The 14,302-nt window shown below is 73.2% G+C and carries 11 protein-coding genes; 3 read left to right on the plus strand and 8 right to left on the minus strand.

The annotated features are described in order from the left end of the window. Positions 1-31 precede the first annotated feature (31 nt). The 5 genes from ACSYGO_RS34030 to ACSYGO_RS34050 all read right to left on the minus strand — a co-directional run bounded on the left by ACSYGO_RS34030 (position 32) and on the right by ACSYGO_RS34050 (position 5,482). Complete coding sequence (locus ACSYGO_RS34030) at positions 32-1,258, minus strand: sulfate adenylyltransferase subunit 1 (protein ID WP_460388820.1); 1,227 nt, start codon at positions 1,256-1,258, stop codon at positions 32-34. A 2-nt stretch (positions 1,259-1,260) separates the two neighbouring features. Then, positions 1,261-2,211 (minus strand): sulfate adenylyltransferase subunit CysD, encoded by a 951-nt coding sequence (gene cysD, locus ACSYGO_RS34035; RefSeq protein WP_460388822.1) that lies wholly within the window; start codon positions 2,209-2,211, stop codon positions 1,261-1,263. Then, complete coding sequence (gene cysC, locus ACSYGO_RS34040; RefSeq protein ID WP_426681459.1) at positions 2,208-2,759, minus strand: adenylyl-sulfate kinase; 552 nt, start codon at positions 2,757-2,759, stop codon at positions 2,208-2,210. The genes cysD and cysC overlap by 4 nt, the downstream gene beginning before the upstream one ends. Before the next feature lie 179 nt (positions 2,760-2,938). Further along, complete coding sequence (locus tag ACSYGO_RS34045) at positions 2,939-3,781, minus strand: PaaX family transcriptional regulator (RefSeq protein WP_460388824.1); 843 nt, start codon at positions 3,779-3,781, stop codon at positions 2,939-2,941. A gap of 15 nt (positions 3,782-3,796) precedes the next feature. Beyond that, the gene (locus tag ACSYGO_RS34050; protein ID WP_460388826.1) at positions 3,797-5,482 is read right to left on the minus strand and encodes an AMP-binding protein; all 1,686 of its coding nucleotides are present in this window, start codon (positions 5,480-5,482) and stop codon (positions 3,797-3,799) included. Between the two features lie 139 nt (positions 5,483-5,621). On the opposite strand from ACSYGO_RS34050, the gene ACSYGO_RS34055 reads away from it, so the two are divergent. Beyond that, a complete protein-coding gene (locus ACSYGO_RS34055) occupies positions 5,622-6,821 on the plus strand; it encodes an acyl-CoA dehydrogenase family protein (RefSeq protein ID WP_432177051.1) in 1,200 nt (399 codons plus the stop codon). Next, the gene (locus ACSYGO_RS34060; RefSeq protein ID WP_095937197.1) at positions 6,818-7,216 is read left to right on the plus strand and encodes a RidA family protein; all 399 of its coding nucleotides are present in this window, start codon (positions 6,818-6,820) and stop codon (positions 7,214-7,216) included. The genes ACSYGO_RS34055 and ACSYGO_RS34060 overlap by 4 nt, the downstream gene beginning before the upstream one ends. An 11-nt stretch (positions 7,217-7,227) precedes the next feature. Here ACSYGO_RS34060 and ACSYGO_RS34065 read toward each other — a convergent pair whose 3' ends face one another. Then, positions 7,228-7,422, minus strand: coding sequence for a DUF5999 family protein (locus ACSYGO_RS34065; RefSeq protein ID WP_460388828.1), 195 nt, complete (start codon positions 7,420-7,422; stop codon positions 7,228-7,230). 263 nt (positions 7,423-7,685) lie between these two features. On the opposite strand from ACSYGO_RS34065, the gene ACSYGO_RS34070 reads away from it, so the two are divergent. Next, positions 7,686-8,126 carry a DUF6299 family protein gene (locus ACSYGO_RS34070; protein WP_460388830.1) on the plus strand — a complete coding sequence of 147 codons (441 nt, stop codon included), beginning with the start codon at positions 7,686-7,688 and terminating at the stop codon, positions 8,124-8,126. Between the two features lie 73 nt (positions 8,127-8,199). On the opposite strand, the gene ACSYGO_RS34075 is transcribed toward ACSYGO_RS34070, so the two are convergent. Beyond that, positions 8,200-9,729: a helix-turn-helix domain-containing protein gene (locus tag ACSYGO_RS34075; RefSeq protein WP_426681464.1), complete on the minus strand. Its 1,530-nt coding sequence runs from the start codon at positions 9,727-9,729 to the stop codon at positions 8,200-8,202. Positions 9,730-9,807: 78 nt separating this feature from the next. Then, entirely contained in the window at positions 9,808-14,247 is a 4,440-nt protein-coding gene (locus tag ACSYGO_RS34080) for a hypothetical protein (protein WP_460388832.1), read from the minus strand. Positions 14,248-14,302: the final 55 nt, after the last annotated feature.

A 14,302-nucleotide genomic window follows, 5' to 3' on the forward strand; every position in this document is an offset into this window, starting at 1 on the left:
CGCCGAGGGTCGCAGGAACGGCCGTCGTGGGCTACGCGGACAGGTCGGCCATACCGGCCGTCAGTGTCGCCCCGTCGGCCGGGTCGACCAGGATGAACGCGCCCGTCCGGCGCACCTCGGCGTAGTCGTCGAGCGCGAGCGGACCCGCGGTGCGCAGCACGATCCTGCCGAGGTCGTTCGCGGTGAGCTCGGCGGCGCCCCCCAGGTCTTTGACGACCGCCTTCACGGTCCGCGTCGTGTGCTTGACCAGCACCCGGTCACCGACCCGCAGCGCGCGGTCCGCCAGATGGCACACCGCCGCCCGGACGTCCTGGGTGAGCGCGGGTGCGTGCGGCCCCGCGGTGATCATGTCGCCGCGCGAGACGTCACGCTGATCGGCCAGCCGCAGCGTCAGGGACTGGGGCGCGCGGGCGATGTCCGCCTCCCGGCCCAGGACGTCGATGCCGGCGATCGCGGAGGTCTCGCCGGACGGATGCACCGTGACACGGTCGCCGACGCGCAGCGTCCCGGACACCAACTGCCCGGCGTAATGGCGGACTTCGCCGTGCCGGATCACGTACTGCACGGGGAAGCGCGCCGGAGCGGCCGACTCGTCGGAGGCCACCGGCACGGTCTCCAGGTGCTTCAGCAGCGCCGGGCCCGCGTACCAGTCCATGTGCGCCGACCGCTCCACCACGTTGTCGCCGCGCAGCGCGGAGACCGGGACCGGCGTGAAGCCGGGCAGACCCGACTCGGCGGCGTGGCCCGCGAAGTCCTCGACGATCCGCTCGAAGGCGGTTTCGTCGTAGTCGACGAGGTCCATCTTGTTGACGGCGAGGACGACGTGGGGGACGCGGAGGAGGGCGGCGACGGCGGCGTGGCGTCGGGTTTGTTCGATGACGCCGTTGCGGGCGTCGACGAGGACGACGGCGAGGTCGGCGGTGGAGGCGCCGGTGACCATGTTGCGGGTGTACTGCACGTGGCCGGGGGTGTCGGCGAGGATGAAGCGGCGGCGTGCGGTGGCGAAGTAGCGGTAGGCGACGTCGATGGTGATGCCTTGTTCGCGTTCGGCGCGCAGGCCGTCGGTGAGCAGGGCGAGGTCGGGTGCGTCCTGGCCGCGGCCGGCGGAGGCGCGTTCGACGGCCTCCAGTTGGTCTGTCAGGACGGACTTGGAGTCGTGCAGGAGGCGTCCGACGAGGGTGGACTTGCCGTCGTCGACGGAGCCGGCGGTCGCGAAGCGCAGAGTGTCCACGCGTATCGGGGTGTTGACGCTGGTCATGTCTAGAAGTACCCCTCGCGCTTGCGGTCTTCCATCGCGGCCTCGGACATCTTGTCGTCGGCGCGGGTGGCGCCGCGTTCGGTGAGGCGGGAGGCGGCGATCTCGGCGATGACGGTGTCGAGTGTGGTGGCGTGGGAGTCGACGGCGCCGGTGCAGGACATGTCGCCGACGGTGCGGTAGCGCACGAGTCGTTTCTCGACGGTCTCGCCGTCCTTGGGGCCGCCCCATGCGCCGGCGGTCAGCCACATGCCGGCGCGTTGGAAGACCTCGCGCTGGTGGGCGAAGTAGATCTGGGGGAGTTCGATGTGTTCGCGGGCGATGTACTGCCACACGTCGAGTTCGGTCCAGTTGGACAGGGGGAAGACGCGGACGTGTTCGCCGGGGGCGTGGCGGCCGTTGTAGAGCTGCCACAGTTCGGGGCGCTGGCGGCGGGGGTCCCATTGGGAGAACTCGTCGCGCAGGGAGAAGACGCGTTCTTTGGCGCGGGCTTTTTCCTCGTCGCGGCGGCCGCCGCCGAAGACGGCGTCGAAGCGTTCGGACTGGATCTTCTCGGTGAGGGGGAGGGTCTGCAGGGGGTTGCGGGTGCCGTCGGGGCGTTCGCGCAGGATGCCGCGGTCGATGTAGTCCTGTACGGAGGCGATGTGCAGGCGCAGTCCGTGCTGGTGGACGGTGCGGTCGCGGTATTCCAGGACCTCGGGGAAGTTGTGTCCGGTGTCGACGTGCAGGAGGGAGAAGGGGACGGCTGCGGGGGCGAAGGCCTTCAGTGCCAGGTGCAGCATGACGATGGAGTCCTTGCCGCCGGAGAAGAGGATCACCGGCCGCTCGAACTCGCCCGCGACCTCGCGGAAGATGTGCACGGCCTCGGACTCCAGCGCGTCCAGATGCGACAGGGCGAAGCCACGCTCCGGCAGGGCCGGCACGGCGGCCGCGGCCCCGGAATGGGTCTGCGTCATACGAGCCCCCTCGCCGCGAGCACCGCGTACACGGACGCCGCGGACTCCTCCGGGGTCTGCAGATCCGTCTCCAGTGTCAGCGCCGGGTCGAGCGGAGGCTCGTACGGATCGTCGATCCCCGTCAGCCCCTTGAGCCGGCCCGCCGCCTGGCGGGCGTACAGTCCCTTCACGTCGCGCACGGAGCACACCTCGACCGGAGTGGCGACGTGCACCTCCACATACGGGGTCCCGCTCGCCTCGTGCCGTTTCGCGACGGCCTCGCGGCTGTCGGCGTACGGCGCGATGACGGGCACCAGCGCGAGCACGCCGTTGCGGGCGAGGACCTCGGCGACCAGGCCGATGCGCTGGACGTTCGTGTTGCGGTCCTCGCGGGAGAAGCCGAGACCGGCGGAGAGGAAACGACGGATCTCGTCGCCGTCGAGGACCTCCACGCGGTGCCCCTCGGCCCTCAGGCGGCTGCCCAGGATGCGTGCGATGGTCGTCTTGCCCGCGCTCGGCAGTCCCGTGAGCCAGACGGTGGCTCCCTGAGCCCTTGCCGTGGTGGTCATGCGTGCTGTCCTCTTCCTCTCCTGGCGTGCGGCTCACGACGCTAGGCAAGAAAAATGAGAAGAGGGACGGAGGAGCCTGAGGGTTCCCTTAGCCACCACTGATGTCACGGGGATCACACCCGGCGGACGCCGGTCGCGCACCGTCGTCCGCACCGGTCACGCGCCGCCGGACCCGCTGCTCACACGCCGCCGGAGTCCCCGGATCCCCCGGGCACCTGCGCGAACTCCTCCCCGGCGTCCCGCAGTCGTGCGTGCAGCGCCCTGAAGACCTCGGCCGAGCGGGCGCCGGGCCAGTCCCGGGGGAGCAGCGCGGCGGGCAGCCCCGGATCGGTGTACGGGAGGTGCCGCCAGGAGTCCAGGGCCAGCAGGTAGTCGCGGTAGGCCTCTTCGGGCGGGGTGTCCGCGCGCCGTTCCCAGTCGTGCAGGACGCGCGCGTGCTGGTCGAGGAACGCCTCGTGCTCCTTGGCGATCGCGGCCAGGTCCCACCAGCGGGCGACCGCGTCGGCCGTCGCCGCGAATCCCAGGTGCTCCCCGCGGAACAGTTCGACGTACGGGTCGAGCCGCAGGCGCTCCAGGGTGTGCCGCGTCTCCTCGTGGAGCCGCGCCGGGGCGATCCAGACCCCGGGGGCCGCCGTCCCGAAGCCGAGCCCGGCGAGCCGGGAGCGCAGTACGTGCCGCTTCTGCCGCTCCGACTCCGGTACCGAGAACACGGCGAGCACCCAGCCCTCGTCCTCGGGAGGCGTCGTCGCGTACACCCGGCGGTCGCCGTCGTCGAGCAGCTGCCGCGCGTCCGGGGAGAGTGCGTACCCGGCCGCGCCCGCCGCCGTGCGGACCGGTTCGAGAAGGCCACGGCGCTTGAGCCGTGACACCGACGACCGCACGGAGGGCGCGTCGACGCCCACCGCGGCGAGGAGCCGGATCAACTCGGCCACCGGCACGGCGCCGGGCATGAATCGGCCGTACGCGCCGTAGAACGTGACGATGAGGGACCGGGGGGCGTGCTGCTCTGACACGTTGATCACTCTAGTGCGCGAAGATCACTTGGAATCGCCGCCGGTGGGCACGCCATCGGCCGCCGGGGGACCGGGGACCGCGCCGGAACCCGTCCCGGTGCGCAGCCGGAACCGCTGGAGCTTCCCCGTCGCGGTGCGCGGCAGCGCGTCCAGGAAGACGATCTCGCGGGGGCATTTGTACGGCGCCAGCTCGGACTTGAGGAAGCCGCGCAGCGCCTCGGGGTCCCGGCGCGCGCCGGGCCGCAGCACGACGTGGGCGACGACGACCTGCCCGCGGTCCTCGTCGGGTCTGCCCACCACCGCGGTCTCCACCACGTCGGGATGGCGCAGCAGCGCGTCCTCGACCTCGGGGCCGGCGATGTTGTAGCCCGCCGAGATGATCATGTCGTCGGCGCGGGCGACATAGCGGAAGTAGCCGTCGGGGTCGCGCACATAGGTGTCGCCGGTGATGTTCCAGCCGCCGCGCACGTACTCGCGCTGCCGCGGGTCGGCGAGGTAGCGGCAGCCCACCGGGCCGCGCACGGCGAGCAGTCCGGGCTCCCCGTCCGGCACCGGCTCCCCGTCGGTGTCGACCACGCGCGCGTGCCACCCCGGTACGGGCACGCCGGTCGTGCCGGGGCGGATGTTCCCGTCGGCGGCGGAGATGAAGATGTGCAGCAGTTCGGTGGCGCCGATGCCGTTGATGATGCGCAGCCCGGTGCGCGCGTGCCAGTCCTGCCAGGTCCCGGCCGGCAGGTTCTCGCCCGCCGACACGCAGCGCCGCAGCGACCCGGTGTCATGGTCGTCCAGCTCGGCCAGCATCGCCCGATAGGCGGTCGGAGCGGTGAACAGCACGGAGACGCGATGCTCGGCGATCGCGGGCAACAACTGCTTCGGGCCGGCCTGTTCCAGCAACAGGGAACAGGCGCCGACGCGCATCGGGAAGACGACGAGCCCACCGAGCCCGAAGGTGAATCCCAGCGGGGGGCTGCCCGCGAAGACGTCGTCCTCCCGCGGCTGCAGCACATGCTTGGAGAAGGTGTCCGCGATCGCCAGCACATCGCGGTGGAAGTGCATGCAGCCCTTGGGCCGGCCGGTCGTGCCCGAGGTGAAGGCGATCAGCGCGACGTCGTCGGCCGCGGTGTCGACGGCCTCGTACGGCTCGTCCGGCGCGCCCGTGATGCGCAGCAGCAGGTCGTCCGGGGTGTCGCCGCCGAAGGTGGTGACCTGGAGCCCGGGGACCTCCGCCTTGACCAGGTCGTCGACCGACCGTACGTCGCACAGGGCGTGGGTCACCCGGGCGATGGCGCAGATCGTGCTCAGTTCGTGCTGCCGCTGCTGGGCGAGCACCGTGACGGCGACGGCCCCGGCCTTCAGGACCGCGAGCCAGCAGGCGGCCAGCCACGGCGTGGTCGGGCCCCGCAGCAGCACCCGGTTGCCCGGCACGACGCCCAGCTCGGCGGTCAGCACATGCGCGATGCGGTCGACGCGGCTGCGGAGCTGCCCGTACGTCCACGGCTCGCCGGAGGCCGTGCGGAACACGGGGCGCTCGGGGCGGGCGCCGCCGAGGAGTTCGGCCGCGCAGTTCAGTCGGTCGGGGTAGCGCAGCTCCGGGAGGTCGAAGCGGAGCTCGGGCCACTGCCCGGGGGGCGGGAGATGGTCGCGGGGGAACGTGTCGACGTGGGCCGAGTCCGTCGGCCGCACGGTGTCACCGGCATCCCTGGGGTCCATGGTGGTTCGCCCCCTCGTCGTGGTGGGCTCGCACAAGGAGCGTATCGTGTTGGTGACGACAGTCAACGGTACGCGATAACGTGGAGGCGCGACCCGACCGGCCCCGACGCGCGGGCCACCGGGGGAGAGGGGACCGGCGATGACCGCATTCTCACTCGATCCGGCGCGGACCGCCTGGTGTGCGGAGCTGCGCGCACTGGCCGGCGAGCGGCTGCTCCCGCTCGCCCGGAAGGGCGAACCGGGCCACGTCAACCGCCCCCTCGTCGCCGAACTCGGCCGACTCGGCCTGCTCGCCCGCCTGTTCACCTCCGACGCGCTCGACCTGTGCCTGATGCGCGAGTCGCTCGCCCAGATCTGCACGGAGGCCGAGACCGCGCTCGCCCTCCAGGGCCTGGGCGCCCATCCGGTGCACGCGTACGGCACCGCGGCCCAGCGCGACCGCTGGCTCCCCGGCGTCCACGCGGGCACGACGGTCGCCGCCTTCGCGCTCAGCGAGCCGGGCGCCGGCTCGGACGCGGCGGCGCTCGCCCTGCGGGCGGACAAGGACGGCTCCGGGGCCTGGCGGCTGACCGGCGAGAAGTGCTGGATCTCCAACGCGCCCGAAGCCGACTTCTACACCGTCTTCGCGCGCACCACCGCGGAGGCCGGCGCCCGCGGCGTCACCGCCTTCCTCGTCCCCGCCGACCGGGCGGGACTCACCGGCACCCCGCTCGACATGCTCTCGCCGCACCCCATCGGGGCCCTCGCCTTCGACGCCGTGCCGGTCACCGCCGACGACGTGCTCGGCGAACAGGACCGCGGCTTCCGGGTCGCCATGAACACCCTCAACCGCTTCCGGCCGAGCGTGGGCGCCTTCGCGGTCGGCATGGCGCAGGCGGCACTCGACGCGACCCTGGCGCACACGAGCCGGCGCGAGGCCTTCGGCGGCCCCCTGAAGGACCTCCAGACCGTCGCCCACCAGGTCGCCGAGATGGCCCTGCGCACGGAGGCCGCCCGCCTGATGGTGTACGCGGCAGCGGCGGCGTACGACGAAGGGGCCCCGGACGTGCCCAAGCGGGCGGCGATGGCGAAGCTGCTGGCCACCGAGACGGCCCAGTACGTCGTCGACGCCGCCGTCCAGCTGCACGGCGCCCGCGCCCTGCGCCGCGGCCACCTCCTCGAACACCTCTACCGCGAGGTGCGCGCACCGCGGATCTACGAGGGCGCGAGCGAGGTCCAGCGGGCGGTCATCGCCAAGGAGCTGTACCGGCCGGCCGGACCGGCCGGGACACCGCCCCCGGGGAACGCCCGGGAGCACAGGCCGCACTCCGGTGCCGAAGGAGAGAGCGAGGCCCCATGACCGCCGAGCGCGTCAACCCGCCCGGACTGTCGCCGCCCACCGGCTTCTCCCACGCGGTCGTCGCGAGCGGCAGCCGTGTGGTCTTCCTGGCGGGCCAGACCTCGCTCGACGCGGACGGGAAGGTGGTCGGGGAGACCTTGCCCGAGCAGTTCGAGCGGGCGCTGACGAATCTGCTGACCGCGCTGCGCGCGGCGGGCGGCGCCCCGTCGGACCTCGCCCGGGTCACCGTCTACGCCACGGACGTCGCCGACTACCGCGTCCACGCGCCCGAACTCGGACGCGTCTGGCGCCGGTTGGCGGGACGGGACTATCCCGCGATGGCCGTGATCGGCGCGGCCCGCCTCTGGGACGAACAGGCCCTCGTCGAACTGGACGGCTTCGCGGTGCTGCCGTAGCCCCGCGGGGTTCAGGCCGCGACGGCGAGCTGCTCGACGAACACCCGGTGCGGCGCGACGATGCTGCCGTCGGGGAGCAGTTCGCCGCTGTCGTCGAAGACGATCGCGCCGTTGCACAGCAGGTTCCAGCCCTGCTCGGGGTGGGCCGCCACGATGTGCGGGGCGATGGAGTCCGCGGACGGGCACGAAGACCGGTGGGAACACATGGTGCACCTCCACGTCGGATGCGATGAGTGTCGGCGGCGGTGTCGTCGCCCTCGCATGGTTAGACCATGCGCGCGCCGCGAACTCATCGGAACAGCCGGCCGTGAAGCGTGACAACACGCGGACAACTCTCGGACGGGCCCGGGACGGACGGTGCGGATCCGCCACGGACTCGCCACCGATGGGGTGACGGTCGCCGCCCCGGGGCCGCCGGGCCGGTACCTGTGGAGCGCCCGTCCCCGCACCCCGCTCCTGGAGGTACTCCATGTCGCTGCGTCATGCCGTCGGCGCGGCCGCCGGTGCCGCGCTGCTCCTGCTCGCAGCCCCGTCCGCGTCCGCCCTGTCCGCGTCCGCCCGTTCGACCCCGGGCGACGAACTCACCGTCGACGCGACCGGAAGCGTCGCCGCCGACGGCACCATCACCCTGTCCGGCACCTATCGTTGCGCGAGCAGCACCGGACCGGTGTTCGTGTCCTCGGCGGTGTCGCAGGGGGACTCCGAGGTGCAGCACGGCATCGGCGGCACCGCCGCGGTCTGCGACGGCGTCCTGCACCGCTGGACCAACTCGGAGAAGCGCGAGCCGGGCACCCTCGTACCCGGCCCGGCCCACGTCGCGGCCACGCTCACGGAACTGAGCTCCGGCCCGCTGCCCCTGCCGATCTTCCACGCGACCCTGCAGCGGGACATCACGGTCGTCGCGGACTGACACCGCGGCGACGACCGGACAGACCGCACACGGCCCGCGCCGCCGCATCGGAACGGCGCGGGCTCCGGTCCCGTCAGATGTCCCGGAACGTCTCGATCTGCGCCCCGACCGAGTTGAGGCGCTCGGCGAGGTCCTCGTAACCGCGGTTGATGACGTACACGTTGCGCAGGACGGACGTCCCGTCGGCGGCCATCATCGCCAGCAGCACGACCACGGCGGGCCGCAGCGCGGGCGGGCACATCATCTCGGCGGCACGCCAGCGCGTCGGTCCCTCGACCAGCACCCGGTGCGGGTCGAGGAGCTGGAGGCGTCCGCCGAGCCGGTTGAGGTCCGTCAGGTAGATCGCCCGGTTGTCGTAGACCCAGTCGTGGATGAGCGTCTTGCCCTGCGCCGAGGCCGCGATGGCCGCGAAGAAGGGGACGTTGTCGATGTTCAGGCCCGGGAACGGCATCGGGTGGATCTTGTCGATCGGCGCCTCCAGCTTGGAGGGCCGGACGGTCAGGTCGATCAGCCGCGTACGTCCGTTGTCGGCGAAGTACTCCGCGCTGCGGTCGTGGTCGAGGCCCATCTCCTCCAGGACCGCGAGCTCGATCTCCAGGAACTCGATCGGCACCCGGCGCACCGTCAGCTCGGACTCGGTGACCACGGCGGCGGCCAGCAGGCTCATCGCCTCGACCGGGTCCTCGGAGGGCGAGTAGTCCACGTCCACGTCGATGTTCGGCACGCCGTGCACGGTGAGCGTGGTGGTGCCGATGCCCTCCACCCGGACGCCCAGGGCCTCCAGGAAGAAGCACAGGTCCTGGACCATGTAGTTGGAGGACGCGTTGCGGATGACCGTGACGCCGTCGTGGCGGGCGGCGGCGAGCAGCGCGTTCTCGGTCACCGTGTCGCCGCGCTCGGTCAGCACGATCGGGCGGCCCGGGGTCACCGAGCGGTCCACCTGGGCGTGGTACAGACCCTCGGTGGCGGCGATGTCGAGCCCGAACCGGCGCAGCGCGATCATGTGCGGCTCGATGGTGCGGGTGCCGAGGTCGCAACCGCCCGCATAGGGCAGCTTGAAGTGGTCCATACGGTGCAGCAGCGGTCCGAGGAACATGATGATGGACCGCGTACGGCGGGCGGCCTCGGCGTCGATCGCCTCCATCTCCAGCTCGCTCGGCGGCACGATCTCCAGGTCGACCCCGTCGTTGATCCACCGGGTGCGGACGCCGATCGAACCGAGTACCTCCAGAAGGCGGTACACCTCTTCGATGCGGGCCACGCGGCGCAGCACCGTGCGCCCCTTGTTCAGGAGCGTCGCGCACAGCAGCGCCACACAGGCGTTCTTGCTGGTCTTGACGTCGATCGAGCCGGACAGACGACGTCCGCCCACGACCCGCAGATGCATCGGCCCCGCGTAGCCCAGCGAGACGATCTCGCTGTCCAGGGCCTCACCGATTCGGGCGATCATCTCAAGGCTGATGTTTTGGTTGCCGCGCTCGATGCGATTGACGGCGCTCTGACTGGTGCCGAGCGCCTCGGCGAGCTGCGACTGTGTCCAGCCCCGGTGCTGACGGGCGTCACGGATGAGCTTGCCGATGCGTACGAGGTAGTCGTCTGCCATGGCGCGACCGTATATCGGATGTGAGATAAAGAAAAATGGAGCGCACCCTTCCGGGTAGTAGGGGGCATCGCCTGTCCGTCACAAGGGAGTTCGGGCGCTGTGTTCCAGCAGCGCGGCGACCGTGGTGGCGCATCCGGGGCGCAGCCAGTTCACGTCCTGTCCGGTGAGTGCCGCGAACAGGCGCTTCCATGACGATTCGTCGGTACTGAGAAGTTTTGTCGCTAGTACGGCGATTTCGTCCGTCGCCTCGCGCACCGCCGTACGGACCGGGTCCGGCAGCTCGCGGCGCACCGCTCCCTCGGCCAGGTAGTGCAGCACCCCTGCCGCGCCCGCGGCGCGGTGCACCAGGTCTGCGCCGGTGAGCAGGCCCCGCTCGACGAGGTGGTCGAACATCGCGGTCCGCACGTCGCGGTGGCCCGTCCGTTCGCGGTGCGCCACGGCGGCGCGGGCGCATTCGGCGCTGCGTCCGACCAGGGCGCGCCTGCGCAGCCGCTGCCAGTCCATCCCGGTCGCGGTGACCGTGTCGGGGGCGTCCGGCAGTTCCCCGAGCGCTCGCCACACGGCGGACGGGAAGGGCTGCTCCTCGTGCGCTTTGCGTAGTACGTCCCAATCGCGTACGTACGGCAGTTCGAGGACGCGGAGTTCCTCGTCGTACGCCTTGCACGACCGCAACCGCGCCACCAGCCGGTCCGCGCCGAGCTCACGGTCGAGGCGGGCGCTGAGCACCGCGTCCGGGTCCGCCGAGCCGAGCGCCTTCACGGCCAGCTTGGCCGCGGCGGGGCTCAGCAGGTCCCGGTCCACGAGCGACCGCAGGTGTTCCGGACCGCCGGACCGCAGTGAGGAGCGTGCGGCGAGCAGATGGTCGAGCTGAGGGCGCCGCTTCCCCCACGAGGCGAGCGCGTGCTCGACGATCTCGGCGTCCGCGGCTTCGAGCTGGACGCGCTGGAGGTGTTCCCGCTGGGCGGAGTAGTAAGAGGAACCCAGCAACTCCCGGCGCAGCTCCGGTGCCAGCGGCAGCAGGTCGTCGGGGTCCTGCGCCGCGCGGCCCTGCGGGCGGCGGGAGAGGATCGCCCGGCGCACGTCCATGGAGGCCGCGCCGCCCAGCGCCCTGCCGTACAGGGCGGTGTTGACCTCGGGTTCGTCGAGGCCGAGGAGTCGCAGCTGCAGTTCGTGGTCGCGGTACAGCTCGCGCCACGAACGGGCGAGCACGAGCAGCGCCGCCCGGTCGTCGCGGGCGAAGAGACACGCGACGAGTGCCTCGGGCAGATGGCCGCTCGCGCACGCGTGCCCGGTCAGCGCGGCCGCCGCCCCGGGGCCGAGCAGGGGGAGCACGGCCGTCAGCGCGTCGACGTCGGCGTGCAGCAGGAGTCGTGCGCCCGACGGGGTGACGGACGTGACCTCGGCGCCCGTGCCGGCCGTGCTGGCCGGCTCGGCCGTGCTGTTCGTCTCGGCCGTGCCGTCCGTCTCGGCCGTGCTGTCCGTGCTGTCCGTCTCGGCCGTACTGCCCGTACCGCCCGCGTCGAGCGCCTCGCCGAAGGTCAGGTCGGCCCCGTCCGCCTCCAGGGCGTCGAGGGCGCGCAGCCAGCGCCCGCCGTCGACGCCGAGCCGCTCGGCGACCAGGGCGCGCGCGGCCCGCAGTTGTGGCCCCTCCGCGCCGTGCGCGCGCCACGCCTTCGGCACGGGGGTCATGGCACGCACGGGCGTCCGGGCGACCATCTCGCGGGGCGTCACGAACCCGTGCCGGTACTCGTCCATGTCGGACAGCGGCCGCAGCGGGGCCCCACGCGGTACCACCGGCTCACCGCCGGCGGCGGAGCCGTGCGCGGCACAGGCCTCGACGAGCCAGTCGGGGCGCTCGACCCCCGGCACGCTGTAGGGGTAGGCGTTCGCCAGGGTGCGCAGCACCTGCCGGTCGGTGGGCACGGGCGCACCCGGCACGAGCGTGCGCAGCAGATGCACCGCGGGCAGCGCCGAGAGGGGCCCCACCTCCTCACGCAGCGAGCGCTCCTGGACCGGCGTGAGGGCGGGAGCGGCCGCGACGGACACCGAGGTCTCCCGCACCGCGGCCAGTTCCCGCGCGTCCCGGCGGGCCAGTTCCTCGGCGTCGGGCCGGAGGCCCGCCACCTGCGCGGCCACCTGGATCAGTTCGGCGAGCGTCCCTTCGTACGTCGGCAGGAGGTGCAGCGCCACGACCCATCCTTCGGGGTGGCCGGCCAGATGCTCGCGTACGAGGCCCGCGGCGCTCGCGCGGGCCTTGGCGGCCACGGCGTCGTCGGGCCGGCGCAGACCGGTGAGCACCGCGCGGGCCGGGCGGGCGGTGTCGACCAGCCGCTCGGGTGCGAGCAGCCCGCGTGCCACCCTGCGCGCGAACCAGGCCCAGCCCGGAAAGGGCGCGGAACGCAGTCGTCCGGCCGGGTCGGTGTCCTGCTCGTCGTCGGCGTCCTCCGTGAACGCCGCCCGGACCGCGTCGTCGACGTCCTCGTGACGCAACAGCTCCTCGACCGGCTCCGGCTGGAAGGGCGTCTCGCGGTGCGCCGCCACCAGCCGTGCGAAGTCGTAGGCGTACGGCTCGTGGACGAGGACCGGCATCAGGCGCCGGGTGGCGTTGCGCCCGCGCGGCTCGGCGAGCAGCGCGGGCAGGGTGTCCGGATCGTCGAAGGGGTACAGGTCCTCCTTCAACCCGTCCGGACTGTCCGTGTCCCGCGCCCTGCGCAGCACGGGGTGGGCGAGAGCCTCCTCGCCGAACAGTCCGAGCAGTCGGCGCACCTCCGTCGCGCCGCCGTGCTCCTGGACCCGGACGACGGCGTAGTGCCGTGCGCGGTCGCTGAGGAACGGCCAGGCATGGTGCACGAGTTCGGGGTCCCCGCTGGTGACGAGCGGCGTCCGCAACTGCTGGAGCGTGTCGCCGAGCAGCGCGGTGCGCAGCTTCTCGTCGAGCGGCACCCGCTCCGAGCGGCCCGGGGTGCGCGGGAGTCCCGAGGCGATCGCGCGGCGCAGCGACAGCGTGGCCTTCTGGTTCAGGAACACGGCGGCGTCGACGGACGGTTCGTCCAGCTCGGTGAGCCGGCGCAGCGCACCGGCGCCGAGCGCGACATTGCCGCCGATGGCGGCGGCGACCCGCGGATCGCCCGCCGCGAGCGCGGTGTCCAGGGCGTGCGGTGGCAGCGAGCCCTTGCCGAGCAGCGCCGTCAGCAGGTCGTCGGGCAGCCGGGGCAGCAGGGCGCTCAGATCGGCCGGCCCGGCCGCGTACAGCAGGAAGCGGTACGGCTTCGTCAGCGCGGGCGGTTTCGCCGATCCGGCGGGTGCGGTGCCCTCGGCGACGGCGTCGAGCAGCGCGGCCAGCGTGCCCTTGTACCGGGACAGGGTGGTGCGCAGCGTGGCCCATCGGTCCGGGTCCGCGCCGAGGCAGCGGTGCAGCAGATCCCGCAACGGAGGAGTGGCGCCCAGCTCGGTCAGGGCCGCGGCGGCCGTGCGGGCGGGTGCGACGGCGTCCAGCACCACGGCGGAAAGGTCGGCGAGAACCGCGGGGGAGGGGGCGGCGGACGGGCCGGTGGCGTCCCCGCTCAGCGCGGCGCAGATCCGGGCCAGTTCCGGGTGGCCGGGGGCGGCCGCGGCGGCCCGCACCAGCGCGGGACAGGCGCGGGCGACGTCGGCCACGACCGCCGGGTGGGTGCGGTACAGCACGGCGAGCGCGGACTCGGGGCAGTCGGGGCGGCCGGCCAGGAACCGCACGGCGGCCTCGGGAAGCGGCTCCTCGCGGTGCGCGGCCACGAGCGCGTCCCACTCCAGCGTCCGGCGCCAGCGCGGTTCTGCCTCGCCCGCGCGCAGTCCCGCGACGAGCCCGTGCGGTCCCTCGGCGGTCACGACGGCGGCCCGCAGCCGGTCGCCGTCGGAGTCGAGCGCCGCGCGTGCGAGCTCGGCGACCGCGGGATGCAGCGGTACGTCCGCCGCTTCGAGCAGCGCGCGCAGCCTGCCGGGACGGGGCAGCAGGCCCTGCACGGCGCGCAGTTGCTCGGCGCTGGTGAGCTCCGTGCCGCGCACCCGCAGGGCGTGCTCCACCACCTCGGGCACGTCGCTCACGACGCCGGCACCCACGAAGTGCGGGACGCCGGGCAGTTCCCGCTGCGTGGCGAGGATGCGTTCGTAAAGCGGTGCGAGGGCCGCCGGGTCGGCGTGCCGCCCGGGCGTCAGGACGAGGCGGCGCATCCACGACCGCGCCCAGCGGTGCTCGTACACGTGCAGGTCGACGACCGGGTCCGGGCGCAGGAGCAGCAGGGCCAGGTCGTCGGAGGTGACGTCCTTGGCCCGGACCAGGGCGCGCCGCACCAGTGGATCGGGGTCCTGGGCGGCGCTCGCGCGGGCCTCGGCGGACAGTGGCACCCAGGTGAGGTGACGGGGCTCCCGCTCCCCGAGGCGCCGTCTGATCCGTCCCGCCTCGCCGGGCCCGGCCGCGGGCGTGAACAGGGCGAGGAAGTGCGCCCCATGGTGGTCGTATCCGGTCGTCGAGCCCGCCGTCACGCAGCGCCCCCTGTGCACGTGATCCCCGTACGGCACCGCCGTGGCGGTGACCGAC

It is taken from the genome of Streptomyces krungchingensis, assembly GCF_054729265.1.